Source organism: Streptomyces axinellae (assembly GCF_039532135.1).
In the GTDB taxonomy this organism is placed as follows: Bacteria; Actinomycetota; Actinomycetes; order Streptomycetales; family Streptomycetaceae; genus Streptomyces; species Streptomyces axinellae.
Genome location: NZ_BAAARJ010000008.1, coordinates 35,861 through 62,250, shown reverse-complemented (window position 1 = coordinate 62,250; position 26,390 = coordinate 35,861). Strand labels below are relative to the sequence as shown.

Below are 26,390 nucleotides of genomic sequence, written 5' to 3'. Positions count from 1 at the left end.
ACGGCGTTCATGGCTCTCGCGGTGCTCACGGCGTTCATGGCTCTCGCGGTGCTCACGGCGTTCATGGCTCTCGCGGTGCTCACAGTGCTCACAGTGCTCATGAGGAACGGTGCCATTCCGCTTCGGGTTGCTCAGCCACCCGTTTGAGGGAGCGGTTGCTCAGCGCCGAGCGGACGCGCCAGGGGTCGGGGGTGCCGCGCGAAGAGGCGTGGCTGTCGTTCTCCTTGACCAGCAGCCATGCTTCGCGCTCGCCGTCGCCGCCGCTACGGAACCGGGTCAGTGCCCAGTCCCCCGGCAGCTTGCCGCCACGCAGCCGGAAGGAGATGTGTCCCTTCCGCAGGGCCTTGCCGAAGTCCTTGGACAGCGGCTCATAGGTGCCCTGGTCCCAGACGATGACGGACCCCGCGCCGTACTCGCCGCGCGGAATGACGCCTTCGAACGTGCGGTACTCCAGGGGGTGGTCCTCGGTGGGCATCGCCAGCCGCTTGTCCTTGGGGTCCATCGACGGACCCTTGGGCACCGACCAGGACTTGAGCACTCCGTCCCACTCCAGCCGGAAGTCGAAGTGCAGGGTCGTCGCGTCGTGGATCTGCACCACGTAGCGCGGCTCGTCCGCATGCGGCCTGCCCTCGCCCTGGGGCTCGGCGGTCCGGTCGAAGCGCCGCTTGCCCCGGTACGTCTTCAGCGCGTCCCTCTCAGCACTCACGTCCGCTCCTCGCTCCTCGGACCATGCCCACGGCCCCCGCGTTCCCACTGTCCCCCGAGCCACACGGGTTCGCAGGACCGGCGGGCCTCGCGAGGACAGCGGGGAGAGCGGGGCCGGAGTGGGGGCCGGAGGGGACCGTGGGGCGGCTGCCTGGATGCCGCCCCACCGGCTGCTCAGGTGGCGGGGCCGAGCTGGTCGGACCAGGGCGTCAGGGGCAGCGTCAGGGGCGGAGGGTTGACCGCGCCGGGGCCGATGATGTGGCTGCCCAGCCTGCCGCCAAGGTGCACCAGGCGGCCGTCGTCCTCCCGGAAGTGCACGGCACCGTCCCCGCGCTGCACGGCGGACACGGCCTCCGCCAGGAACCCCAGCTCACCGGTGTCCTCGTCGGACCACTGGTACCCCCGCCACATGTACTGATCGACCCACAGCGTGGCGACATCGTCGAAGTAGACGGCGATCATGCTGGAGGCGTTGCCGGGGCCGATGAGCACGCAGAACTCGTCGGTGATCAGCGGCGCCAGCGGGTAGCCCGGCACCGCTTCCGCCGCTTCGGTGAAGATCCGCACCACGGGATGCGGTGAGCCGGCCGGAGCGCCGCCGGTGCCCGCCGAACCGAGCGGGGCCGGTGCGCCGGGCGGGGCCCCGGTGTCGAGGTGGACGGCGCTTTCCACCGGGCCGGGCAGTCGCTTGCCCCAGGCCGTACGGGCCGCGTGCGCGGCACGGGCCGCATGGCCCGCGCGGGCCGCCCCCGCACTCGTCCCCGCACTGTCGTCGCTCACCTGTTCACTCGCCATCGCGTTCCCCTTGTCTCGTCTCGCCTCGTCCTCCGGTCCCGCGCCGGGCTTCAGACCGCACCCTGCACACTCATCCGACCGTATGCGGAATCCGTCCCCCGGGCGGCTCGGCGCGCGCGGCGCGGCGTGGTGCCGCCGCTCCCCGGGACGAGCGGCGTGCCCAATTCCACGCCCGGCGAGTTGACTTCACGGGAGGCCGACTTCACTTCACGGGAGGCCGACGGGCCGCCCCGGCATCGCCTCCCGAGGCCCGGCACGAGGAGACCCGTTGAAGCCCGCACCGTCCGCCCAGTCCGCACCATCCATCCAGCCCACGCCGTCCGCCCAGCCCACGCCGTCCATCCAGGCGGCACCGTCCATCCGCCCCGCGCCCGTGGGCCGGAGCGCGCCGTCCGTCCGGCCGGGCCCCCACCCGCCCGTACCCGATCAGCAGGACCTCGATGAGGACCTGGCCCGGTACCTCGCCGCGCACCCCTCCCCCGCTGCCGCCGTGGACGCCCTCATCAGAGATGAGCGGGGACGTCTGCTGCTGGTCGATCCCGTCTACAAGGACGGCTGGGACCTGCCGGGCGGCATGGTGGACGACGAAGGGCTCGTGGACGGGCTGCTGCGCGAGCTGCACGAGGAGCTGCGCCCGGCCGCCGTCCGCGTCGGCAGGCTGCTGGCCGTCGACAACGTCCCCGCCGCGGTCTACGGGCGGGCGATGACCGCCTGCGTGTACGCCGTCCACCTGCCGCTCCCGGTGCGCGCCGCGGACTTGACACTCCAACAGGACGAGCTGCGCGCCGCCGAGTTCGTGCCGGAGGATGAGGCGCTGGCCCGCCTCCCGGAACGGCTGCGCCGACGCGCGGCGGCCGCGCTCGCCGCCGAACGCGGCTCCCACACCGCCCACCTGCACGACGGCCGCCCGGCCCCGCAGTCCCCTCACGACCGCCGGGCCACCCTCCCCGCACCGGCGGTCACCGCCATTCCGCTGGTGGTGGACGAGACCGGTCGGGTACTGGTGGTGCCGGACCGCGCCGCGCCCCGCGACGCGGCTGCGCGCCTGGTGGACGAGGCAGCGGACGCGGACGAGCCCGCGGACGCGCCGGTCACCGGCTCGCGGCCGGACCCGGATGCGGGCACGGACGCGGGAAGGGATCCGGCCCCGGATGCGGACATGGACGCGGAACGGGAGTCGGTCTGCCGCCCCGGCGCGGCTCTCGGCGGGAGCGGGTGGCGGCTGCCGCAGGGCGCGGTGCGCGCCGGGGAGCGGACGCGGTCGGCGGCGGGGCGCGCGCTGGAACAGGTGGCGGGCGTCGAGGACGTGGTGGTGGAGCGGCTGCTGGCCGTGGTCGAGTGGGCGGCGCCCCCGCGCGGGCGGGCCCTGCTCACCCATGTGTACGAGACGCGAGCGACAGCGCACGAACGGGCAGCGGTCCGCCGGGTCCCGCTCGCGTCCCTCGCCGCGCTCCTCCCTCCGCACGAGGCACACGTACTGCACCGCGCACTGGCGGCCCGTGCCGCCGGCACGGTCGTACACCTGGAGCCGCCCGTCGGCCCGGGGCCGTCGGCACCGCCCGCCCCGTGAACGCGGACCGCGCGGACCGCGTGCGGCTCTCGGCGGGCATCGCATGGAGAGCGGCAAGCATAGAGCGCTTGCCGCGTTCCGGCAGCTCAATGCCCCCTTCACAGGCTGGAGTTGGCGATTAACGTAGAGCCATGACCATGACCACGGCGTGGGCCCGGGACACGGGCGGAGAAGAGGACAAGGACAGGGCCAGGGCTGCCAGGGCGGCCAGGACGGTGGCGGTCTCCCGCCCGGACGAGGCACGAAAGCAGGAGCGATGACGACAGTCGAGCCACCGGTCTCCCGTGAGCTGTATCCGCCCATCGAGCCGTACGAGAGCGGAATGCTGGATGTGGGGGACGGCAACCACATCTACTGGGAGGCCAGCGGGAATCCGGCCGGAAAGCCCGCGCTCGTGGTGCACGGCGGTCCCGGTTCGGGCTCCGGGCCGAGCCGGCGTCAGTTCTTCGACCCGGAGCGCTACCGCATCGTGCTCTTCGACCAGCGAGGCTGTGGCCGCAGCACCCCGCACGCCAGTGACCCGGCCACCGGCATGCGGCACAACACCACCTGGCACCTGGTCGCCGACATGGAGAGACTGCGCGAGCACCTGGGCGTGGAGCGCTGGGTGATGTACGGGGGGTCGTGGGGATCGACGCTGATCCTGGCGTACGCGGAGACCCATCCCGAGCGGGTCGCCGCGCTGGTGATCGCGGCCGTCACCACCACCCGCCGTTCCGAGATCGACTGGCTCTACCGGGGCGCCGGCCACTTCTATCCCGAACAGTGGGAACGGTTCGTCGCGGGCGCCCGCGTCCTCGGCCCGCGGGACGGAGCGGGCGGGCCGGGCGGGCCGGAGGGGTCGGATGTCCCGCCGACGCCGGAACTCCTCGCCGCCTACGCGCGGTTGACGGAGCACCCGGACCGGGCCGTACGGGAGCGGGCCACGGCCGACTGGTGCGACTGGGAGGACGCCGTGCTCTCGGCCGAGACGGGCAACGCCACCCGCCCCTTCGGCGACCGTCCGGGGAAGGACCGGCTGGCGCTGGTACGGATCTGCGCGCACTACTTCTCGCACGGCGCCTGGCTGGAGGAAGGCGCCCTGCTGCGCGACGCGGGCCGCCTGGCGCACCTGCCCGGGGTCCTCGTCCACGGCCGGCTCGACATGGGTGGCCCCCTGGACACGGCCTGGCACCTCGCCCGCGCCTGGCCCGGCGCCGAGTTGACCATCGTGGAGGGCGCGGGCCACCTCGGCAGCGGGGAGACCCGCGCCCACGTACGCGCGGCGCTGGACCGGTTCGCACGCCACACGACGCCGTAGCGCGACCGCCGCCCCCGCCGCCGGGGGCGCGGGGAGCCGCGCGGATCCGCGGGACCGGCCTCAGCCGAGGGTCGCGCGCAACAGCCCCGCGATCTCCGGCGCGCGTTCGCCGACGAAGAAGTGGCCGCCGGGCAGCGGGCGGAAGGTGAACGGACCGCTGGTCAGCTCGCGCCAGCCGCGTACCGAGGCGGGCGGGACGCTGGTGTCCGCCAGCCCGGCCAGCGCCGTCACCGGGCAGCTGAGCGGCGGCCGTGGAGCGGGCGCGTAGGTCTCGACGAGGGTGAAGTCGGCGCGCAGAACGGCCGCCGCCCGCTCCACGGCGGCCGGATCGTCGAACAGTTCGACCGGCACCTGCCCGTAGACGCCCAGCATGGTCATGAACGCCGCGCGCGGCAGGTCGTGCAACGGCCTGCGGCCACTGGGCACATGGGGCGGGTTCTGGGCCGCCACCATCAGCCCCCGGGCCGGCCGGCCGGCGGCCTCCAGCCGGCGCGCCCCCTCGAAGGCCACGGCGGCGCCCATGCTGTGCCCGAACAGGGCGTAGCCGCCGGGTGCGGCGCCCGCCTGCTCCAGCAGGACGGGCAGCAGACCGTCCATCAGGCTGTCCATGTCGCGGTACGGAGCGGCGGCGGCCCGGTTCTCCCGGCCCGGGAGCTGGATCGGTACGACGTCGATGTCCGGCGCCAGCAGCCGCTGCCAGGGGCGGTAGGCGGAGGCGCCCTGGCCCGCGCAGGGGAAGCACAGGAGCCGCACCCGGGCCCGCCCCCCGGAGTCGGGGGGCGGGAAGGGGATCCAGGGACTGCGGCTCCGGCTCTCCGGTGTGGTGGCGCTCATGTGCTGATGATCTCCGCGATGGCCCGCACCGTCGGGTTCTCGATGAGGGTGGCGATCGGCAGGTCGGTGTCGAACTCGCGGCGGACGCGGGCCGCCAGCTGGACCCCGACCAGCGAATTGCCGCCCAGTCCGAAGAAGTCGTCGTCCACGCCGATGTCATCGATGCCCAGCGCCTCGGACCACAGCCGGGTGAGCCGCGCGTGGACGGTGCCCGCCGCGCCCGCCGCGGCCGTGGTGGTCACCGCGCCCGCAGTGGCCGTCGGGCCGGCGCTCGCGTTCTGGCCGGCCGCTCTCCGCTCGGCCCGGCCGCTCCCGGGCCGCCGTGCCGCGCCTGCCCGGGGCCGGGCGGGGTCCGGCCGTACGGCGGGCGGCTGGTCGGCGGGCGGCTGTCCCGCTTCGGCGATCACGTCCTGGGTGAGGCGCTCGACAGCGCGCAGCCGGGCCCCGATCCCCTCGGGTACGACCACGATCTGCGGGCCGAGCCGGTCGCTCAGGATGTGCCAGAGCGCTTGGACGCCCTCCTCGGGCCGGATCGCGAACGTCCCGCCGAGCCCCTGCGCTCCGGGCGCCTCTCCCGCCCTGAGCACCTCTCCCGTCCCGGGGATCTCCCCCACCCCCGGGGCCTCCGCTTCCGCCGCGGCCGACCACTCGTCGATGACGCGGCGCAGCGCCCGGCGGAAATCCTCCGGGTCCCAGACGCGCACGGTGTAGCCGACGACATCGGCGACCTCGCGGCCCTCGGCATCGGTCACCGTGATGTCGAAGGTCACCATGTTCTGATGCGCCCCGCGCCGCCGCGCGTACGCGTACACCGTCGGCGGCAGCGGCCCGCGCACCGTGATTCCGGCGATCGAGAACGGCAGATAGCTCTCTCCCGTCGCGCCCAGTTCGGGGAGATAGACGGCGTTGGAGGTCGCGGCGTCGAACAGCGCAGGATGCAGCGGGTAGGCGGACAGGTCGGCGGCGAAGGGCGCGGGCATCTCGATCCGGGCGAGCGCCGAGGAGTCGTCGCGGCGGATCTCCGCCATGTTCGCCCAGCGCGGCCCGAAGTCGATCAGCCCCACCTCGGGGTGGAACGACCCGGTGTCCGGCTTGACGACGGGGAAGCACTCGCGCAGCACGTCCAGGTCCTGCACCTGCGGACTGTCGCCGGGCGCGGCACGCAGTTGGCCGGTGGCGTGCTCGGTCCACTCCTGGCCGGCTCCCGCGCTGGCGATGCTGAAGCGGAAGCCGCCTCGCTCCGGCGTCAGCGTCGTGCGCAGAGTGCGGCGTTGGGCCAGGGGGAGGACGTGGAGGAAGGTGACGTCGGTCAGCAGCAGGTCCGCCCCGTCCCGCCCGAGCGCCTCCGCCAGCGCGTCGGCGCCCGCCGCGCGCGCCATCTCCAGGTAGGCCGTCGCGGGCCACAGGGGTGTCCCGGCAACCTGGTGCTCGCCACTGACCCAGTGGGTGTCGCCGTCCGCCACCGTGCGGTACGTGACCGTGCCATCGGGCCCGTCGGCGCGCGCCCCCAGCAACGGGTGGACGACGGCGGGGCCGGTGGTGGATGCGGCGACGGGTACGGGGCCCGAGGAGCCCGGGGAGCGGGGGCGGGACGAGGGCACCGGGTGGCCCGCCCGGTCCGGCGCGCTGTCGTTGTCGACCGCCGGGCCGTTCTCCGGCGCCCTGCCGTCGCCGTGCCCCGGCATGTGCCCGTTGGTGAGCGCACGTACGGCGCCGTTGAGCGGCGGACCGGCCTGCGGACCGATCTCGGCGTACGCCTGTGCGCCGGGCCGCGCGCCGTCCGGCCCCGCCTCCAGGCCGTGGCTCTCCGGCCTGCCGTGGTCGTCCGCCCGGCCGTGGCCGTTGGCGGGGGCCGCGCCCTCGGCAGGGGACGGCCCGTTCGCGGGGGACGCCCCGTTCGCGGGGGACGGCCCGTTCGCGGGGGACGCCCCGTTCGCGGGGGACGGCCCGTTCGCGGGGGACGGTCCGGCGGCGGAGGTGGCCAAGGAGACGGCCTCCGCCGGAGCCGCGCCGGTCTGGAGGGCGCGGAACGCGGCGGGGGCCAGGGCGTCCGCGTGGGCCGCCATGCCCACTTCCGCCCACGCGTCCCAGTTGACGGAGACCGTGAGGCCGGGGCCGTCGGCCGAACGGGCGTGCGCGTAGGCGTCCATGAAGGCGTTGGCGGCGGCGTAGTCCGTCTGGCCGAGATTGCCCGCGACCGAGACGATCGAGGAACAGAGCACCATCAGCTCGACCCGTTGCCCCAGCAGCCGGTCCAGCACGAGCGTCCCGGTCACCTTCGCCGACATCACGCGCTCCGCCTCGGCGCGGGTCTTGAGGGCCAGCAGCCCGCCGCCGGGCACGCCCGCCGCGTGGAAGACGCCGTGAACGGGGCCGAAGTCCCGTTCGCCGCACGCCACCGCGGAACGCATGGCGGCCTCGTCCGCCACATCCGCCCGGCAGACCAGCACCTCGGCGCCGTACCCCTCGATACGCCGCAGCCGCCGCACGGTCTCCAGCAGGCCCGTGTGGGGGCCGGGACCGGCTGCCGACTCCGCCTCCTCCAGTAGCCGGTCCCAGTCCTCGCGGGGCGGGAACGCGGAGCGGGCCGTCAGCACCAGCCGGGCGCGCACGGCTTTGGCCAGGGCCTCGGCGATGGTCAGTCCGATACCGCCGAGCCCCCCGGTGATCAGGTAGGTGCCGCGCTCGCGCAGCGGCCCGGCGCCGTCCAGGGTGTGCGGCTCGGGCACTTGGGACCAGCTCAGCAGCCAGCGTCCGCGACCCCGCATCGCGACCCAGCGATCCCCACAGGCCGCGAAGGAGGGCGCGGGCTCGCCTGCCCGGGCCAGCTCCGCCAACAGGCCCTGGACGAAACGGTCTTCGCTCACATCGATGCAGCGGACCGCGATCTCGGGCAGTTCCTTGGCCATGACGTCGCAGACGCCGGTGACCGCGGCCCGCGCGGGCTCGATCAGTTCGGCCCCGGTGACCGGGCGGAGGCGGGAGCCGACGATGTCCCAGCGCGTGCCGGCGTCCGCGAGGCCGCTGTGCCCGGCGCACGCCTGGGCGAGAAAGAGCACGCTGTAGAAGCCCAGGTCCAGCCAGCGGGCAGTTTTCTCAGCGGCGGACTCGGCGGCGGCCTGTGCGTCCGGCGGCCCGGTCAGCCAGCCGTGCAGCACGCGTTGGGGCGTCAGCCCGTCGGCGAGGAGAGAGGAAGCCAGCGCGTCGTAGTCCTCCCGGTGTCCGGGGCGCAGCACGTAGCGGCTGCCGGTCAGCCGCTCGAAGCGCTCACCCGGCTCGACCGTCACGACCTGGGCGCCCCCTGAGCGCAGCGCGCTGATGACCGGGTCCAGGACGTCGCCCCGGCGGAAGAGCAGCCAGGTGGCGGCCGGCTGGGCCGTGGCGGGAGGCGGGCAGGTGTCCTCACGCCACTCGGGGCGGAACAGGGCCCGTTCGATGGGCCGTCGGCCCTCGTCCTGCGCCTGTTCCTGGGCCGCCTCCGGTTCCCCCTGGCGGGAGGTCTGCCCGGGGTCGGGCACTGGCGGGGCCACCGGGTCGAGCCAGTGGACGGTGCGCTGGAAGGGGTAGGTGGGCAGCGGGACCCGCTGCCAGTCCCCGTCCCAGTAGGCGCTCGGATCCAGCGGGGCGCCGGCCGCCCACAGCGCGGCCACGGCACGGGCCAGGCACAGGGGACCGTCTTCGGTGCCCTGGGGCATCGGCATGGCCGGCACGATGGTGCGGGTCCGGTCCCCGGCGGCTACGGCCTGGGCGCGCGTCAGGCCGGTGAGCACCTGGCCGGGCCCGGCCTCGACGAACACCAGGTCCGGGTCCTCCAGCAGCCGGGCGATGCCGGGGGCGTAGCGGACGGGGGCGCGCAGGTGTCCGCTCCAGTAGGCGGGGTCGGTGGCCTGCTCGTCGGTGATCCACTCGCCGGTGACGTTGGAGACGAACGGCAGCGTGGGTGCGTGGAGTTCGACCTTGGCCACTTCGGCGGCGAAGGCTTCCAGCGCGGGCTCCATCATGGCCGAGTGGAAGGCGTGCGAGGTGTGCAGCCGGTGTCCGCGCACGCCGCGTCCGGCGAGCGTCGCCTGGGCCGCTTCGATGGCCTCGTGCGGGCCGGAGAGGACGGTGAGGCGTGCGCTGTTGTAGGCGGCGATGTCGGTGCCGGGCAGTCCGGTGACCTCTTCGGCGGGCGCGGAGACCGCCAGCATGCCTCCGCCGGGCAGCTCCTGGACCAGCGCACCACGGCGGGCCACCAGGTGTACGGCGTCGGGCAGCGTGAAGACCCCCGCGAGGCAGGCGGCGACGTACTCGCCGACGCTGTGCCCGGCCATCGCCCGCGGCGTGATGCCCCAGCTCATCAGGAGCCGCGCCATGGCGTATTCGACGGCGAACAGGGCGGGCTGGGCCATGCTCGTGCGGGTCAGCCGGGCCGCGGCCCCCTGGCCGTCCGCCGCGTCCGGGCCGGCCTCGGCGAAGACCGCCTCGCGCAGGTCGGCCTCCAGCAGGGGGCGGGCCCGCTCGGCACACTCGTCCAAGGCGGCGCGGAAGACCGGCTCCTGCTCGTAGAGCCGCTTGCCCATGCCGAGGTGCTGGGAGCCCTGCCCGGGGAAGAGGAAGGCGACGGGCGCTCCGTCGGCGGGTACGGCCCGGGCGGCGGACGCGGGGGCGCGGGCGGCGCGCAGCGCCGCTGTCGCGCCCTCCTCGCCGGGGACGATCGCGGCGCGGTACCGGAAGCGTGGGCGGCCCCGGCCGAGGGTGGCGGCCACGTCATCGAGACGGTCGGGGCGGCCGGACCGCTCCCCGGGGCGGGCCGCCAGGTGGGCGGCGAGGTTGTCGACGGCCTGGGCGAGCGCCTGCGGGGTGCGGGCCGACAGGGGCAGGATCACCGGGCGGCGGGGGGTGGTTTCCGCGTCACCGGCTTGACCGGTGACGGATTCCGAGCCACCCCTGGCGGCTTCCACGGGGCTCTGCTCGACGACGACGTGCGCGTTGGTGCCGCCCACGCCGAAGGAGCTGACGGCGGCGAGGCGGGTGGGCCGGTGCGCGGGCCAGTCGGCGGGCTCGGTGTTGACGTAGAAGGGGCCGTGCTCGAAGTCGATCTCGGGGTTGGGGGTGGTGTAGTTGATGCTCGGAGGGATCCGGCCGCTCTTGAGGGCCAGCACGGTCTTGATGAGGCCGACGATCCCGGCGGCGGGGCCGAGGTGGCCGACGTTGCCCTTGACCGAGCCGATCGGGCAGCTGCGGACGCCGCTCATGCCCAGGTCGCGGTAGGCGCGGGTCAGCGCGTTGACCTCGATCGGGTCACCGACCCGGGTGCCCGTGCCGTGCGCCTCGACGTAGCCGACGTGCTCGGGGTCGAGGCCGGCTGCCGTCATCGCCCGCCGGATGAGCATGGCCTGCCCCTCCACGCTGGGCGCGGTGAACCCGGACTTGAGGGCACCGTCGTTGTTGACGGCGGAGGCCCGTACGACGGCGTGGATGTGGTCGCCCGCGGCGAGCGCGTCGGCGTAGCGCTTGAGGACGACGGTGCCGGCGCCGGTGCCGAAGATGGTGCCGTCGGCCCCGGCGTCGAAGGGGCGGATCCGGCCGGTGAGCGAGAACATGCCGCCCTCGGCGGCGTGATAGCCCGTCTTGCGCGGCAGCTCGACCTGGACGCCGCCGGCGACGGCCGTGTCGCACTCCCCGGCGCGCAGCGCCTGGCAGGCCATGTGCACGGCGACCAGCGAGGTCGAGCAGGCGGTGACGACGTTGACGCTCGGGCCGGTCAGCCCGAGTACGTGGGAGACGGCGGTCGTGAGGTAGTCGGTCGCGTTGGCGACCGCGACGCCCACCTCGCCGAGGAAGGCGAACGCCTCGGGGTGCGAGTTGAGGTTCCACTCCCGGTAGAGGTTGGGCGCGCCGCCGCCGTAGACGCCGACGGCTCCGGGGCAGTGGAAGGGGTCATATCCCGCGTGTTCGAGCGCGGTGTAGGCGGACTCCAGGAAGAGCCGGTGCTGGGGATCGCGCACCTGTGCTTCGCGGGGCGTCAGGCCGAAGAAGGCCGCGTCGAATTCGGCCACGTCCTCAAGGACCGGTTTCGCCCTTATGTAGTGGGGATCACTGAGGACGGAATCAGGAATTCCGGCCGCTCGCAGTTCCTCTTCGGAGAAGCGGGTGACCGACTCGACCCCGTCCATGAGGCGGTCCCAGAAGGTGTCCAGATCGGCGCTGCCGGGAACTCGGAGCGACATTCCGATGACCGCGATGAGGTCCTTTTCGTCCCGAGATTCCACCTGAGAACCCTTTGGCTCTGAACTGCCCACTGCACGGCCCCCCTTGACTAAGTTTCGTACATGTTCTGTCGCGCCTGACCCCGCTGTCCATGCTTCCGAGCCGCACCTTGGCATAAAGTCGCGCCCACGCGGGCCACGACGGCCCGCTCACCCACGAAGGAGCGTGCCGGTGCCCGAACCCCTCTCGTACGCGCCCGGAGCGCTGTGCTGGGCGCACCTGCACACCCCGGAGCCGGACGCCGCGGAGCGCTTCTACGCCGCCGTCCTCGGGTGGGAGTACGAGCATGTGGGCCCATCCTCCGACCGCTTCACATACGCCACCTCACGCCGCCACATGGTGGCCGGTATCACACCCGACACGGCCGCCGACGCGGCGAGTTGGGTCGTCTCCTTCGCGACGGACAGCGCCGACGCGCTGGCGGCGCGGGTCGTCGCGGCGGGCGGCGAAGTACGGGAGGGGCCCGCCGACATGGGGGTGCTCGGCCGCAGCGTGAGCGCCGTGGACAGCTGTGGCGCACACGTCGGGTTCTGGCAGCCACGCGCGCACATCGGCGCCGGTCTCTTCGACGAGGTCTCGGCGCTGTGCTGGGCCGAACTGGCCGTACACGAGCCCGAGGCGGCCGACAGCTTCTACCGCGCGGCGCTCGGGCTGCGCGCCGGACGGCACGCCGCGGCGGAAGAGGAGCACTACGCGGCCTTCCACCTGGGCAGCGGGGAAGCGGTGGCGGGCCGCACCCTGCTCCCGCCCGGCCGCGAGGGGGCCGAGCCGTTCTGGATGCCCTACTTCGGGGTGCGGGACGCCCGGCGGGCGGTGGACACGGCCGTGCGCGGAAGAGCTTCAGTACTGCACTCGGGGACCAACGCGGAGGGCCGCGGGGTGGCCGTACTCACCGACCCCGCCGGTGCCGTCTTCGCCGTACTCGAACTCCCCGCTCCGGCCTGAGTGTTCCACTCCCCTCCGGCGGAACCCACCGGAAGGCGCCCTCTCTTTTCCGGTCCTTTCCGGCTGGTTTCCTCCTCCACACGCCCGGCATACGGCAATTCCCCCCGCGCCGCATCGCAATTCCATGAATTCTCTTCCCCGCCTGTGGAGCGGCCGGTGCCGAGGAAGTAGGGTGCGCGGCCATCGCCGTCGCCCGAACGGCGTGTTGAGCCGCGACGTTGTGGAGGTTACGGATGAGCGCGGGCTCGATCTTCTTGTGGGAACTACTCGGCACGGCGGTACTCATCTTGCTGGGTACCGGCGTCGTCGCGAACAACGTGCTGCGCAGGACGAACGGCAATGACACCGGCACCCTGTTCGTCAACATCGGCTGGGGCTTCGCCGTCTTCACAGGGGCGAGCCTGGCCGCGCCCAGCGGCGCGCATCTCAACCCCGCCATCACCCTCGCGCTGGCCGTCGCCGACAAGACCGACTGGGCCGATGTGCCCATATACATCCTCGCGCAGATGCTGGGCGGCATCCTCGGTGCCGTACTGTGCTGGGCCACCTACAAGCTCCAGTTCGACGACCACGACGACCCGGCCGGCACCCTGGGCGTGTTCTCGACGGTGCCCACCATTCCGAACAAGCTGTGGAACACGGTCACCGAGACGCTGGGCACCTTCGTCCTCGTCGCCTTCGTCCTGTTCTCCCCCGCCTACAAGCAAGCCGACGGTGTCCCCGATTTCGGCAACTCCGCGCTCGGTTACGCGGGCGTCGCCTTCGTCGTACTCGTGATCGGCACCTCGCTGGGCGGCCCCACCGGCTACGCCATCAACCCGGCCCGCGACCTCGGCCCCCGCCTGGCCTACGCGTTCGTCCTCCCCATCAAGGGCAAGGGCCCGGCCCAGTGGGCCTACTCCTGGGTGCCGGTCGTCGGGCCACTGCTCGGCGGGGTGCTGGCGGCGCTCTTGTACCTGGCCTACCCGAGCGCCTGACCCGGCCCGTCCCGGTCCCCGGCCCCGGCCCCGGTGTCCGAACGGGCGCCGGACCGGGCGGGCGCCGGACCGGGCGGGCGCTGCCCGGTTGACCGACGCGGCCGGAATCGAATGCCTGACCAGGGTGCGGGCCCGCTCGCCGCTCCATGCACTCCTACGAGTGGATCAGAGCGCTGCGCCGCCGACGCGGCCACCGCGGGCGCTTGGATCGGTCCGTAAAGATCGCCGGCGATCGCCGACTGCCACGCGGCGCACCATCGCCGCAGCGCACACCGTCGCCGCGCGGACCAGCACTCGGGAAAGGCACCACCGTGCAAGGAGCACCACAGCGCGCCCGCGCCCGTGGACACACCCGCCGACGTCTCGCCGTGGCCGGCGCGGGAGCGGTCCTCGCTCTCGTACCGGCCCTGACGGCGGCCTCGGCCGCGTCCCCGCCCTCCGGCCCGGCTCCGGGCGGAGGCAGGACCACGACCGTCCAACTCCTCGCCGTCAACGACCTGCACGGCAACCTCGACGCCGTGGAGGGCCCGGCCGGTGCCGTCTACCGCGACGGGCCAGGCGGTGAGCCCGAGCGGGTCCAGGCCGGCGGAGTCCCCCGGCTCGCCACCCTGCTGGACCGGGCCAGAGGCACGGCCAAGGGCGCCGCCTCACTGACCGTGGGCGGAGGCGACATGATCGGCGGCAGCCCGCTGCTGTCGGCCGCCTACCACGACGAGCCGACCGTCGAGGCCCTGGAGACCGTGGGCCTGGACGTCTCCTCCGTCGGCAACCACGAGTTCGACGAGGGGCCGCGCGAGCTGGCCCGCATGGACAAGGGCGGCTGTCACCCCAAGGACGGCTGCGCCGACCCCCAAAGGCCCTACGACGGCGCCGACTTCCCGTATCTGGCAGCCAACGTGCTGCCGCGGACCGATACGGGCAAGTCCGGTGCGGGCAAGGCCGAATCGGCCAAGGCCGATCCGCGCAAGGCCCCGGGCGCGAAGTCTCCCTCCCGGCGGGCTGAGGCCCGCAAGGCGCGCAAGCCGATCCTGCCGCCGTACTGGATCAAGAAACTGCCCAGCGGTGAGCGCATCGGGTTCATCGGCCTGACCACCAAGGACACCCCCTCGGCCGTCAGCGCCTCGATGACCCGCGACCTCGTCTTCGAGGACGAGGTGCGCACCATCGACCGCTACGCGGACGAACTGGACCGCAAGGGGGTCAAGGCCGTGGTGGCGCTGGTGCACGAGGGCGCAGAGCCGCCGGGCAAGACCTACGACGCCGACTGCGACAAGGACGGCCCGGCCAGCGGCCTCAACGGCCGTATCAAAGGGATCGCGGCCAAGGCGTCGCCGAAGGTGGACCTGTTCGTCACCGGGCACTCGCACGAGGCGTACGTGTGCACGGTCGAGGATCCGGCCGGAAACCCCCGGCTGGTCACCCAGGCGGCCTCGTTCGGCCGTACCTTCACCGACCTGCGCTTCGATCTCGACCGCTCCACGGGCGAACTGGTGCGCTCCTCGGCCTCGGCCCGCAACCACATCGTTCCCCTCGACACCCCGAGGCAGCGCAAGACCGACCGCATCGTGGAGAAGTGGCGGCAGCGCTCGGCGGAGCTGGCCGACAAGCCGGTCGGTCACATCTCCGACGACATCCCCGGGCGCGGCTCGGACCGGCCCGAGACCCCGCTGGGCGACCTGATCACCGACACCCAGGCCGAGGCCACTCGTGCCGAGGGCGCCCAACTCGCGCTGCTCAACTGGGGCGGCATGCGTTCCGACCTGGTGTACCGCACCTCCGGCAAGGAGGGCGACGGAGTGGTGACGTACGGCGAGGCATTCCGCGTGCAGCCGTTCGACAATCCCCTGGTGACGATGACGCTGACCGGCAAGCAGCTCATCGAGGTGCTGCGCCAGCAGTTCTCCGGGGCCAACGCGGGCTATCCGCAGGTGCTCCAGCTCTCCGACGCGCTGCGCTTCGACGCCGACATGTCCCGCGAGGGAGCCGACCGGCTGCTGGCCGACACCGTACGGGTGGACGGCAAGCCGGTGGACCCGTCCGGTTCCTACCGGGTGACGGTCAACGACTTCCTGGCCGAGGGCGGCAACGGCTTCACGGTGTTCAAGGAGGGGACCCACCGCGAGAGCACGACGACCGACCTCGCGGCCTTCACCGACTACCTCAAGACCCGCTCCTCGGCCGCCAAGCCGATCGCCCCGCCGAAGGCCGACCGCATCACCTGGCACTGAGGCGCTCCACGCCCCATGCACCACCGACGCCCCGGGCTCCAGGCCCGGAGGCTCCGGCCCCGGGGCCCGCGCCCCGGCCGAAGGCGTTCTCCAGCTGAAGGTCTCTTCGGCCGAAGGTGCTCTTCCGCTCCCGGTCCGGCACGGGTTCCGGGGGTGTGCGCGCCGGCAAGCGGCGCGCACACCCCCGGAAGGAGGCGGCACATCCGCCCGGTGCGGTCCTCGTCCGAAGGGTTTGCGCCGACTCGTCGGCTCTGCCGCGTACGGGCGAACCGGCGCCGGGGATGATGTCGTTTCTTCCGGTCCTCTCCCGCCGAGACCCCGAGGTGCGTCATGGTCACCGCTTCCCGTACTCCCTCGCTCTCCCGCGCCGAACTGCGCAGCGTCTTCGACCACGGCGGCTCGGACGAGTGTGCCGGGGAGCTGGTCGGCATCGAGGTGGAGGCTGCGGCGCTCGATCCGGTCACCGGGGCCGCCGTGCCCTACGAGGGCGAACGCGGCGTCCGCGCACTGCTGGCATCCCTCGCCGCCGAACCGGGCGCCGAACCCGAATACGACCGGGGCGCGCTGGTGGGGGTGCGCCTGGCCGGGGGCGGCGCCGTCTCGCTCGAACACGGCGGAGCCGTGGAGTTCTCCTCACCGCCGGCCCGCTGTGTGGCGGAGCTGGCCGGGACCGGCGGCCGGGCGCTGCGGGAACTTGCCGAGCGGGCCCGGCGATTCGGTTTCGCTCTGGTGCCCGGGGGCCAGTACCCCTGCACCGCCATCGACGAGGTGCGCTGGGTGCCGCACTCGCGCACCCCCCTCATGCGGCGCCACTTCGCCCGGCTGGGCGAGGCGGGGGCGTGGGGGCCGCGCGTGATGTCGATGACCCTCTCGACGCAGGCGACGTTCGACTTCGGTTCCCCCGCCGACCTGGGTGAGAAGCTGCGCACCCTGGTCGCCGCCTCGACACCCGCCGCCGCGCTCTTCGTCAACGCGCCGATGGAGGCGGGCCGGCCCTGCGGGATGCTGTCCCGGCGCATGCACTATCTGAGCCGTACGGACCCGTGGCGCACGCGGGTGGTCCCGGTGACGCTGCGCGAGGACTTCAGCGTCGATCTCTTCGTCGACTGGGCCCTGTCCCTGCCGATGATCCACCGTGCCACCCCGGACGGCGGGCGCCGAAGCGTCCCGCAGGTGCCCTTCGGAACGCTGCTGACCGAGGGGTTCGAGGACGGCACCCGGCCGGACCTGCTGGACTGGCGGGCCCATCTGTCGCAGATGTTCACCGATGTGCGGCTGCGCGAGACGCTGGAGACGCGCGCCTTCGACGGACCGCCGTTCGGCGCCTTCACGGCGGTTCCCGCGTTCTGGAGCGGGCTGACCTACCACCGCCCCTCCCGCCTCGCCGCCTGGGAGCTGCTGCGCGGCGCGGGACCCCGGCAGCACGGTGAGGCGCTGGACGACATCGCCCGGCGGGGACTGGCGGCCCGCTTCGACGGACGTCCGGTGCGGGAGGTCGCCGCCGAACTACTGCGGCTGAGCGCGGACGGACTGCGCGCCCGGATCGCGGCGGGCCTGGAGCGCCCGGCTGCCCTCGCCTGCCTCGATCCGCTGCACGAGGTCCTCGCCACGGAAGCCACCTTCGCCGAACGGACCCTGGCCTTGTGGCGCGAGGACCCCACGAGCTTCCCGGAACGGTTCGTGGCAGCACACCGGATCCCCTGAGCGGCTTCGCCACGGGGGCGGTGCGCGGGCGGACGACGGCGAAGCCACAGCCTTCCCTCTCCGGCCTGGCCGAAGCCGGTGTCAGCGCCGGTGTCGCCGCGGTCGCCGATCAGCGGCCCGCGGCCCGCATCCGCCGCCCTGCCGGCTGAGCGTCCTCGACATGCTGATCCGCAGCCGAGCAGGGCCGGCTCACACCGGCAGCCCACCCCCTGCTCCGCGGCCCGCGCGCCGCACCACAGGGGCCAAGGGGCACCACATCAGGGGTATTTCAGGTACTGGCCGGCGCCCCGCTCCAGCCGGTGTACGGTCCCCGGCCGGGGTGCCCGGCGGCCGGTCAGACCACGCCCTGGTCCCGCATCGCGTCCGCGACCCGGAGGAACCCGGCGGCGTTGGCGCCCAGCACATAGTCCTCGGGGGTGCCGAACTCCTCGGCCGCCGCCACACAGTCGGCGTGGATGTCACGCATCACGGCGGCGAGCCGCTTCTCGGTCTCCTCGAACGTCCAGGAGTCGCGGCCCGCGTTCTGCCGCATCTCCAGCGCCGAGGTGGCCACCCCGCCCGCGTTGGCGGCCTTGCCGGGCCCGTACAGGACCCCGGCCTCGCGCAGCACCCGGACGGCCTCGGGTGTGCAGGGCATGTTGGCGCCCTCAGCGACGGCCTTGACCCCGTTCTTGGCGAGGCGGACGGCGTGCGGCTCCTTCAGCTCGTTCTGTGTCGCGCACGGCAGCGCGATATCGCACGGCACGTCGTAGACGGAGCCGCGCGTGTGGAAGCCGGCGCGGGGGCGGGCCTCGGCGTAGCTGTCGAGCCGGGCGCGGCGGTTGAGTTTGATCTCCTTGAGCAGGTCGAGGTCGAGGCCCCGCTCATCGACGAGGTAGCCGGAGGAGTCCGAGCAGGCGATCACCTGCGCGCCGAAGGACTGGGCCTTCTCCAGGGCGAACAGGGAGACGTTGCCGGAGCCGGACAGCACGACGCGGCGGCCGGTCAGGTCCTCGCCCCGGGTGGCGAGCATCTCGCGGACGAAGTGGACGGTGCCGTATCCGGTGGCCTCGGTGCGGGCCTGTGAGCCGCCCCAGCCGGTGCCCTTGCCGGTGAGCACGCCGGCCTCGAAGCGGTTGGCGAGCCGCTTGTACTGGCCGAACAGGTAGCCGATCTCGCGGGTGCCGACGCCGATGTCGCCGGCCGGGACATCGGTGTGCTCGCCGAGGTGGCGGTGCAATTCGGTCATGAACGACTGGCAAAAGCGCATTACTTCGGCGTCGCTGCGGCCCTTGGGGTCGAAGTCGGCGCCGCCCTTGCCGCCCCCGATGCCCAGCCCGGTCAGCGCGTTCTTGAAGATCTGCTCGAAGGCGAGGAACTTGACCGTGTCCAGCGCCAGTTCCGGCGCGAAGCGCAGGCCGCCTTTGTAGGGGCCCAGCGCGCTGCTGAACTCCACACGGAAGCCCCGGTTGACGTGGACCTCGCCGCTGTCGTCGCTCCACGGCACCCGGAAGAGGATCTGCCGCTCCGGCTCGACCAGCCGCTCCACCAGCTTGGCCTCGGCGTACTCCGGCCGTTTGCGCAGCACCGCCGCCAGGCTGTGCAGCACTTCGCGCACGGCCTGGTGGAACTCTGCCTCGCCGGGGTTGCGCCGGAGAACTTCCGCGTACACGGCTTCGATACGGGCGCCGACATCCACGTGCATCATCCTCGTCCTTCGCACTGTCCGCCCATTCCGGGGCGAACGGGCTGCCTTCGCAGGGTACGGGTGAAAGCTCTGAGCACGGCTCGCGGTGCTCCTCAGCGCGCCAGGCGCACGCCGTTCTCCAACAGCAGTGCGTGGACGAACGCCTGGGGCAGGTTGCCGCGCAACTGCCGCTGTACGACGTCGAATTCCTCGGCGTACAGCCCCGGCGGGCCGTAGGCGGAGCGCTGGCGCTCGAACCAGCGGACGGCGGCGGTCGTATCGCCCTGGTGCCAGGCGGCGAGGGCCATCATGAAGCCGCACAGCAAGAACGCGCCCTCGGCGTCGGAGAGCGGGCGCTCGTCGTGCCGGAAGCGGTAGACGAAGCCGTCCTCGGACAGCTCCCGCTCCACCGCCGCCAGGAGACGGCCCGTGCTCGGGTCGCCGGGGGGCAGACAGCCCCTGGCCAGCGGCAGCAGCAAGGCGGCGTCCAGCGTGGGGTCGTCGGCGGCGCGCGCCCACACCCCGTCGGGCCGCAGACAGCGCCGCCGGGTCTCGGCCAGCACGGTGTCGGCCAGTGCGCGCGGGTGGCGCGCCTCCTTTTCCGGGAGGTGTTCCGCAAGCGCGCGCAGCCCCGTCACCACGCTGAGCCGCGAGTGGGTCCACCAGCGCTCTTCCAGCTCCCAGAGCCCGGCTTCGGGCCGCTGCCAGTTGTGTTCGACGGCGGTGACGGCGGTGTGCGCGGCGCGGCGTACCCGGGGGTCTTCGAGGTGGCCGTGGCGGGCGGCTGCGGCGTAGAGCTGGAGGACCTCGCCGTAGGTGTCGAGTTGGAACTGGCTGCCGGCGTGGTTGCCCACCCGGTCGCTGCCGCCCGGATAGCCGCGCAGTCGCAGGCTGCGCTCGGCGGGGACGTGTTCACCCGTGACGGTGTAGGCGGGACGCAGTTCGTCCCCGGCCTCCAGCACCCGGTCGGTGACGAAGCCGACGGTGCGCTCCAGCAGCGTGTGGGGGCCGTGGGCCGCGACAGCGATACCCATGTAGCACTGGTCGCGCAGCCAGGCGTAGCGGTAGTCGTAGTTGCGCCCCTCCCCCGCGTGTTCGGGCAGCGAGGTGGTGGCCGCCGCGGCCATGCCGCCCGCGGTACTGGTCAGCCCGCCCAGCACCGCGTACGCCTGGCGCGCGTCGCGGGGTGCCAGCAGCCCGGAGCAGTCGGGCACGAACTGGCGCCAGTGGCGCTCGGTCCGCGCCCACAGCCGCCCGGGGTCCAGGATGTCGGCGCCGCCGGCGGCCTCCTCGACGGCGATCTCCAGGACGAGGTCGCGCCACTCGCCGGGGCGCAGGGTGAAGCCGGCCCGCAGGGAGCCGTCGTCACCGGGCTCGGCCTCGGGGACGCCGGCCCAGCGCAGCCGCAGCCCGCCCCCGGTCGAGGTCCACACCGCGCCGCGATGTCCGGTGCCGCTCTCACCGGGCTCGCTGCGCGGGGCACTCATACGGGTGGCGCCGAAGCCGGGGCGGGGGTCGAGGAGTACCCGCACGCCGGTCCCGCCGGCGGGCGCGCGCTCGGCGCGCACCTTGCGGAGCAGGACGAGCCGCCCCGGTTCGGCGGGCAGGGCGAGCGCGTCGCGGCACTCGATCAGGGCGTCCGCGGTCACCCAGCGGCTGACGCGGATGAGCGAGCCGTCCTCGTAGGAACCGCCCGCGACATGCCAGTTGTCCTGGGGGCGGACGACGTACTGGCCGACGCCGCCGATGAGTTGGGAGAAGACCGCTCCGCTGTCCCAGCGCGGTGCGCACAGCCACACGATTTCGCCGCGTGGGCTCATCAGGGCGCCGCGTTCGCCGTCCCCGAGGAACGCGTAGTCCCGCAGCGCCCAGGGCATCTGGGAGTCCGTGCCGCCCGCCGCGTCGGCTGTGTCCACTGCTTCCGCCGCCTCGGATGTGTTCGCGCGGCCGGGTGCCTGGTGCGTCATGCCCGCGACCCTAGTACGCCCTGCTGAGGGCCTCCCTGGCCTGTCGGGCCTGCTGTCTCCCCGGGGCGGGCGTGGGGGCGGGCCGCTGCGGGTACCCGGTGGCTCCGAGGCGGCGAGCGGGCCGCCACCGGCGGGATGGGAGGACGGACATGACGCAGGTCCGCGAGGTCATGACATCGGCGCCGGTCGTTGTCGGCACGCTCACCGGCGTGAACGAGGCGGCACAGCGGATGCGGGACGAGGACATCGGCGCCCTGCTGGTGGTGGAGGGCAGCACACTGCGCGGGCTGGTCACCGACCGGGACCTGGTGGTACGGGTGCTGGCCGAGGGCCTGGAGCCGGGCCGGACGACGGTCAGCGAGGTGTGCAGCCCCGAACTGGTGACGGTGGCGCCCGGCGACGACGCGGGCCGGGCGGTGCAGCTCATGCGGGAGCACACCCTGCGGCGGCTGCCGGTCATGGAGAGCGGCGAGGCCGTCGGAGTCGTGTCGCTGGGCGACCTGGCGATGGAGCTGGATCCCGAGTCGGCGCTCAGCGAGATCAGCGCCGCCGAGGCCACCGTCTGAGGCCCGGGGGTCTCGGAGGCCGGGGGCGGGGCCACAGCCCGGTTGACAAATGACGTTGCCGTGATGGCAAATGAAACGGTGAGCGACGACGAGGAACTGAGCGGCGTACTGGATTCCGTCGGCCCCCGCCTGCGCACGCTGCGCACCGGGCGCGGCGAGACCCTGGCGGAGCTGAGCCGGGTCACCGGGATCTCCGTCAGCACCCTCTCCCGCCTGGAGTCCGGGCAGCGCAAGCCCACCCTTGAGCTGTTGCTGCCGCTCGCGAAGGCGCATCGCGTCCCGCTGGACGAACTGGTCGGCGCACCCCAGACGGGGGACCCCCGGGTGCACGCGCGCCCCCTCGTGCGGGACGGCAGGACGTTCATCCCGCTGACCCGGCACATGGGCGGGCTGCACGCCTACAAGCAGGTCGTCCCCGGGGACACGCACCGGCCCCCGGGCGGCGGCGAGGTCGAGCAGCGTACCCACGAGGGCTACGAGTGGCTCTATGTGCTGTCCGGACGGCTGCGCATGAAGCTGGGCGAGCACGAACTGGTGCTCGCGCCGGGCGAGGCGGCCGAATTCGACACCCGCGTGCCGCACGGTTTCCAGAGCGCGGATGAGCACCCGGTGGAGTTCCTCGTCATCTTCGGCAAGCAGGGCGAGCGCGTCCATGTGCGGGCCAGGCCCGCCGCCTCCGGATAGCCGCCACAGCTCGACCCGTGGGCGCCGCTTCCCCCATCCCACCAGGACAAACGTCGAAATGAGCCCCGACTTCCTTTGGCGCTGCCGGGCGGATGGGTGTTCCCTGGGGAGGGAACGAACGCACCCTCCCGCGAGGTGAGGAGCTGGACATGTCCAAGCGCCAACCAGACCAGGCAGGCAACGAGGCCGATCAGGCCCGGGGTCCGGGTGAGCGGCAGATCCACGGCGGGATGCCGGATCGTACCGACGACGAAGAACTGGCCAGGCGCACCGAGGCGGAACGGGCCGAGGCGGGGCTGGAGGACTACGACCCGGAGGACGTTCCGCCCGCGACCGACACCCCCGAGCGCTGAGAGGCCCGTTCATGCCTATCGCCACGGTGAACCCCGCTGACGGCGAGACCCTCAAGACGTTCGATCCGCACCCCGGCGAGGAGGTCGAGCGGCGCCTGGCCGAGGCCGACCGGGCCTTCCGCACCTACCGCTCCACCTCCTTCGAAGAGCGGGCCCGGCTGCTCAACGCGGCGGCCGACCTGCTGGAGCGGGAGGCGGCCGAGATCGCGCGCGTGATGACCACGGAGATGGGCAAGACCTTCGCCGCCGCGAAGGCCGAGGCCGCCAAGTGCGTCAAGGCGATGCGCTGGTACGCCGCGCACGCGGAAGGTCTGCTGGCCGACGAGCATCCGGCCGGGGCCGATGTGAAGGACTCGGGCGCCGTCTCCGCCCATGTGCACTACCGCCCGCTGGGGCCCGTACTGGCCGTCATGCCCTGGAATTTCCCGCTCTGGCAGGTGATCAGGTTCGCGGCGCCCGCGCTGATGGCGGGCAACGTCGGCCTGCTCAAGCACGCCTCCAACGTGCCGCAGACGGCGCTGTATCTGGGCGAGCTGTTCCGGCGCGCCGGCTTTCCCGAGGGCTGTTTCCAGACGCTGCTGGTGTCCTCCGGCGCGATCGAGGGCGTGCTGCGCGACCCGCGGGTGGTCGCCGCGACCCTCACCGGCAGCGAGCCGGCGGGCCGCTCGGTGGCCTCGATCGCGGCCGACGAGATCAAGAAGACCGTCCTCGAACTGGGCGGCAGCGACCCGTACATCGTCATGCCGTCCGCCGATGTGGAGGCCGCGGCCCGCACGGCGGTGACAGCGCGGGTGCAGAACAACGGCCAGTCCTGCATCGCCGCCAAACGCTTCCTGGTCCACACCGAGATCTACGACGCGTTCGCCGAGCTGTTCGCCGCCGGGATGCGCGAGCTGACCGTCGGCGACCCGATGGCCGCGGCCACGGACGTGGGCCCGCTCTCCAGCGAGCAGGGCCGCGCCGACCTGGAGGAACTGGTGGCCGACGCGGTCGTCCAGGGCGCCGAGGCGCTGTGCGGCGGCCGTCGGCCGCCGGGCTTCGAGCGGGGCTGGTTCTACGAGCCGACGGTCCTCACCGGCGTCACCGACCGCATGCGCATCCACCGCGAGGAGGCGTTCGGGCCGGTCGCCACGCTCTACCGCGTACGCGACCTGGACGACGCCGTGGCGCTCGCCAACGACACCCCCTTCGGCCTCAGTTCCAACGTGTGGACGCGGGACGAGGCCGAAGTCGACCGGTTCGTACGCGATCTGGAGGCGGGTGGCGTCTTCGTCAACGGGATGACCGCTTCCCACCCGGCGCTGCCCTTCGGCGGTGTCAAGCGCTCGGGCTACGGGCGCGAGCTGGCAGGGCACGGCATCCGCGAGTTCTGCAACATGACGACGGTCTGGCGCGCCTGACTCTCCCCGGCCCCGGATCTGTGCCCCGGCCCGGATCGTGCCCACCCCGGGCCGGGGCATAGGCCCGAGGCCGAGCCGGGGCCGGGCCGGTCTCACCGCAGCCCGCACAGCTCCTCGGCCCGGTCGATCGCCCGGGTCAGCGCTTCGGGACCCGGGCGCAGCCCGGCGATCACCTCGTCGATGCCGCGCAGCCCGGCGCGGGCCAGGAGGCGCTTCTCGTTGGTGACCCACTCCCCCCGGGCGGCGAGCAGCGCGTGCGCGGATTGCATGGCGGCGGTCGCCAGCGCCCCCGCGACCTCCGTGAGGGCACCTCGCGGCGCGCTGTTGGCCCTCGCATAGCCGAGCGTCATATCCGCGGAGCCGCGCCAGTGGGCGGGCGCGCTCTCGCGCAGCGCCGCCGGGTAGGCGGGGCGGGGCAGCGATCCGCGCAGCACACGGTTGATGCCCAGTTCGGCGACGACGAGGTAGCTGGGGATGCCGGCGAGGTGGAACATCAGCGGTTCCCAGTGGAAGCGCCCCCGTTCCGCCTCCGCGAGTTCGTGCTCGACCACGTCCAGGTCGCGGTAGTGGACATCCACACGGCGGCCCTCGATCGTCAGCCAGGCGCCGCCGTTGAACACCCCTCCGCCCCAGTCGCCGACCTCGGAGACCTCGCCGTCCCAGCCCAGCGCGCGCAGCACGGCGGGCTCGAAGCTGCCCCGGTAGTAGAGGGCCAGGTCCCAGTCGCTGTCCGGGGTGTGGGTGCCGGTGGCGCGGGAGCCGCCGAGGGTGACGGCGCACACGGCGGGCAGCGCGGCGAGACGGTCGGCGACGAGGTCGAGAAACGCCTGGTCGGTGTCCGTGTCGGTGTCGGCCTCGTGCCCGTGGGCGGTGCCGTGGTGGTGGTGCGGGTCGGTCATGGGAGTCCGATCGGGGAAGGAGTGACTGGCCGCCGCAGGCCGGTCAGGGACGGTTCACCGCGCGGTTCACGCCCGCGACGAACGTGGTGGCCAGGATCCAGCCGGCGGCGATGAGCAGGTAGGAGAGCCACTGGTAGGCACCGGCGGGCGTGTAGGCCCGCTCCTGGCCGAAGTCGACGATGGGCAGCAGCAGATCGAGGCTGTAGGCGAGGGCGTTGAAGGCGGGGGCCTCGTCGGCTTTGAGGGGGCGGGGGTGGTGAAGTCCGTAGACGAGGGCGCCGAGCAGGAGCAGTCCGAGGAGCCAGCCCGCGGCGCGCATGGGGCGGAAGCCGTAGCCGACTGTCACGTCCTGGAGGTGTCCCCACAGCCTTCCGTACAGGGGCAGGGTGGTGCGGTGTCTGCGCTGTTTGGCGAGCTGGACGGTGCGCGCCGCGGCGTCGTCGCCGATGCGGCGGTAGGAGGCGGTCAACTGTTCGTAGGCATAGGGCACGTAGCCGTCCGGGTCGCGGAGCGGCAGGGCGAGCCGGTCGGCTGCGGGGAGGACGGGGGCCAGTGCCGTGTACGTGAGCCCGTCGGTGCGGACCTCGCCCGGCCACACCTCGGGCGCGATGTGCAACAGGTCGAAGCGGGCCCGGCGCAAGTTGAGGGCGCCTTCGACGGGTGCGGCCTCGCGCATCCAGAACTCCCCCGCCGTGCAGCCGCTGGCGCGCAGCGCGACTCCGCCGGGGTTGGCGAGCCGGGCGAAGGCCAGGTTGAGCTGGCCGGGGATGGTGGCGCCCCGCAGGTTGAGGCGGCCCTCCACCCGCATCCGCATGGCGTGCAGGTCCGTACCCACGGCGAGGGTCTCGGCGTCCAGCGCGGTGTCCGAGGGGTGGTGGAAGCGGGCGGAGTCCAGCTGGACGACCCCGGTGACAGTGGCGCCGTCCAGCCGGGCCTTGCCGAATACGGTCAGGTGGGGGCCCCACAGGTCGTCGCCGATGGTGGCATGGTCGAGCTGGAGGGCGCGTCCGGCCCTGTCGCGCCACTCCTGGCTGCCGTCGCTCTCGGTGCCGAGCACGGCGCGGTCCATGAAGAGCGCGCCCGCTATCCGGGCTCCGGCGAGGGCCACGGGCCCGGGGATACGGCAGTCGGTCAGCCGCAGCACGCCATCGACGCGCAGCGTGGCGGCCCAGAGAGCGGGCAGCCGGGACTTGCTGAGGTTCAGCTGCCGGAACTCGGCTCCGTAGAGCCTGGGAGTCCGCTCGAAGTCGCAGTCCCAGAGGGTCACCGCGCAGGGGATGAGGCCGTACTGGAGATCCAGCTCCCCGGTGACGCGGGCGCCCAGCAGCCGCAGGCCCGCGATCTCGCCGTCCTCGGTGGGTGCGGTCAGCAGCAGGGAGCGCAGCACGCGGGCGCGTATCTCCCGCTCCGGCGCGCCGGTGAGGTCCACGGCCGCACCCCGGGGGAACGCCTCCCACACGCGCCGCTCCGGCTCGGTCAGCTCGTTGATCTCCACGCCGGGACTCTTCCGCGATCTCGGCAGCGAGTCAACCGGCGGCCGGTGCG

General features: G+C 73.5%; 19 protein-coding genes. 11 read left to right on the top strand and 8 right to left on the bottom strand.

Annotated elements, in window-relative coordinates; translation table 11 throughout:
- Positions 1–97 precede the first annotated feature (97 nt).
- Both ABD339_RS13780 and ABD339_RS13775 read right to left on the bottom strand, forming a co-directional pair.
- Positions 98–706 carry a DNA polymerase ligase N-terminal domain-containing protein gene (locus ABD339_RS13780; RefSeq protein WP_344565766.1) on the bottom strand — a complete coding sequence of 203 codons (609 nt, stop codon included), beginning with the start codon at positions 704–706 and terminating at the stop codon, positions 98–100.
- A gap of 173 nt (positions 707–879) precedes the next feature.
- The gene (locus ABD339_RS13775; RefSeq protein ID WP_344565765.1) at positions 880–1,500 is read right to left on the bottom strand and encodes a hypothetical protein; all 621 of its coding nucleotides are present in this window, start codon (positions 1,498–1,500) and stop codon (positions 880–882) included.
- A gap of 268 nt (positions 1,501–1,768) precedes the next feature.
- On the opposite strand from ABD339_RS13775, the gene ABD339_RS13770 reads away from it, so the two are divergent.
- From ABD339_RS13770 to pip, 3 genes are all read left to right on the top strand, one after another.
- Complete coding sequence (locus ABD339_RS13770; protein ID WP_344565763.1) at positions 1,769–3,070, top strand: NUDIX domain-containing protein; 1,302 nt, start codon at positions 1,769–1,771, stop codon at positions 3,068–3,070.
- 131 nt (positions 3,071–3,201) lie between these two features.
- On the top strand, positions 3,202–3,330 hold the full coding sequence (locus tag ABD339_RS13765; RefSeq protein ID WP_344565761.1) for a hypothetical protein: 129 nt from the start codon (positions 3,202–3,204) through the stop codon (positions 3,328–3,330).
- Positions 3,327–4,370: a prolyl aminopeptidase gene (pip, locus tag ABD339_RS13760; RefSeq protein WP_344565759.1), complete on the top strand. Its 1,044-nt coding sequence runs from the start codon at positions 3,327–3,329 to the stop codon at positions 4,368–4,370. Before ABD339_RS13765 ends, pip begins: the two co-directional genes overlap by 4 nt.
- 60 nt (positions 4,371–4,430) lie before the next feature.
- On the opposite strand, the gene ABD339_RS13755 is transcribed toward pip, so the two are convergent.
- On the bottom strand, positions 4,431–5,204 hold the full coding sequence (locus tag ABD339_RS13755) for a thioesterase II family protein (protein WP_344565757.1): 774 nt from the start codon (positions 5,202–5,204) through the stop codon (positions 4,431–4,433).
- Positions 5,201–11,458: an SDR family NAD(P)-dependent oxidoreductase gene (locus tag ABD339_RS13750; RefSeq protein ID WP_344565755.1), complete on the bottom strand. Its 6,258-nt coding sequence runs from the start codon at positions 11,456–11,458 to the stop codon at positions 5,201–5,203. Before ABD339_RS13750 ends, ABD339_RS13755 begins: the two co-directional genes overlap by 4 nt.
- Before the next feature lie 169 nt (positions 11,459–11,627).
- On the opposite strand from ABD339_RS13750, the gene ABD339_RS13745 reads away from it, so the two are divergent.
- The 4 genes from ABD339_RS13745 to ABD339_RS13730 all read left to right on the top strand — a co-directional run bounded on the left by ABD339_RS13745 (position 11,628) and on the right by ABD339_RS13730 (position 17,310).
- Entirely contained in the window at positions 11,628–12,401 is a 774-nt protein-coding gene (locus ABD339_RS13745; RefSeq protein WP_344565753.1) for a VOC family protein, read from the top strand.
- 233 nt (positions 12,402–12,634) lie between these two features.
- On the top strand, positions 12,635–13,378 hold the full coding sequence (locus tag ABD339_RS13740; RefSeq protein WP_344565752.1) for an MIP/aquaporin family protein: 744 nt from the start codon (positions 12,635–12,637) through the stop codon (positions 13,376–13,378).
- Between the two features lie 311 nt (positions 13,379–13,689).
- Positions 13,690–15,606 (top strand): bifunctional metallophosphatase/5'-nucleotidase, encoded by a 1,917-nt coding sequence (locus ABD339_RS13735; protein WP_344565751.1) that lies wholly within the window; start codon positions 13,690–13,692, stop codon positions 15,604–15,606.
- Between the two features lie 330 nt (positions 15,607–15,936).
- A complete protein-coding gene (locus tag ABD339_RS13730) occupies positions 15,937–17,310 on the top strand; it encodes a glutamate-cysteine ligase family protein (protein WP_344565749.1) in 1,374 nt (457 codons plus the stop codon).
- 334 nt (positions 17,311–17,644) lie between these two features.
- On the opposite strand, the gene gdhA is transcribed toward ABD339_RS13730, so the two are convergent.
- Together gdhA and ABD339_RS13720 are read right to left on the bottom strand one after the other, a co-directional pair.
- The gene (gdhA, locus tag ABD339_RS13725; RefSeq protein ID WP_344565747.1) at positions 17,645–18,997 is read right to left on the bottom strand and encodes an NADP-specific glutamate dehydrogenase; all 1,353 of its coding nucleotides are present in this window, start codon (positions 18,995–18,997) and stop codon (positions 17,645–17,647) included.
- A gap of 92 nt (positions 18,998–19,089) precedes the next feature.
- A complete protein-coding gene (locus ABD339_RS13720) occupies positions 19,090–20,853 on the bottom strand; it encodes a glycoside hydrolase family 15 protein (RefSeq protein ID WP_344566119.1) in 1,764 nt (587 codons plus the stop codon).
- 239 nt (positions 20,854–21,092) lie between these two features.
- Between ABD339_RS13720 and ABD339_RS13715 the strand changes: the two genes are divergently transcribed.
- The 4 genes from ABD339_RS13715 (at position 21,093) to ABD339_RS13700 (ending at position 23,946) form a co-directional block, all read left to right on the top strand.
- Positions 21,093–21,509 carry a CBS domain-containing protein gene (locus ABD339_RS13715; protein ID WP_344565745.1) on the top strand — a complete coding sequence of 139 codons (417 nt, stop codon included), beginning with the start codon at positions 21,093–21,095 and terminating at the stop codon, positions 21,507–21,509.
- A gap of 63 nt (positions 21,510–21,572) precedes the next feature.
- Positions 21,573–22,193, top strand: a complete 621-nt coding sequence (locus tag ABD339_RS13710; protein ID WP_344565743.1) for a helix-turn-helix domain-containing protein — start codon at positions 21,573–21,575, stop codon at positions 22,191–22,193.
- 149 nt (positions 22,194–22,342) lie between these two features.
- Entirely contained in the window at positions 22,343–22,546 is a 204-nt protein-coding gene (locus ABD339_RS13705) for a hypothetical protein (protein WP_344565741.1), read from the top strand.
- Between the two features lie 11 nt (positions 22,547–22,557).
- Positions 22,558–23,946 (top strand): NADP-dependent succinic semialdehyde dehydrogenase, encoded by a 1,389-nt coding sequence (locus ABD339_RS13700; RefSeq protein WP_344565739.1) that lies wholly within the window; start codon positions 22,558–22,560, stop codon positions 23,944–23,946.
- 92 nt (positions 23,947–24,038) lie between these two features.
- On the opposite strand, the gene ABD339_RS13695 is transcribed toward ABD339_RS13700, so the two are convergent.
- Both ABD339_RS13695 and ABD339_RS13690 read right to left on the bottom strand, forming a co-directional pair.
- Positions 24,039–24,845 (bottom strand): nucleotidyltransferase domain-containing protein, encoded by an 807-nt coding sequence (locus ABD339_RS13695; RefSeq protein ID WP_344565736.1) that lies wholly within the window; start codon positions 24,843–24,845, stop codon positions 24,039–24,041.
- A 43-nt stretch (positions 24,846–24,888) separates the two neighbouring features.
- Positions 24,889–26,340: a membrane-associated oxidoreductase gene (locus ABD339_RS13690; RefSeq protein WP_344565734.1), complete on the bottom strand. Its 1,452-nt coding sequence runs from the start codon at positions 26,338–26,340 to the stop codon at positions 24,889–24,891.
- Positions 26,341–26,390 lie beyond the last annotated feature (50 nt).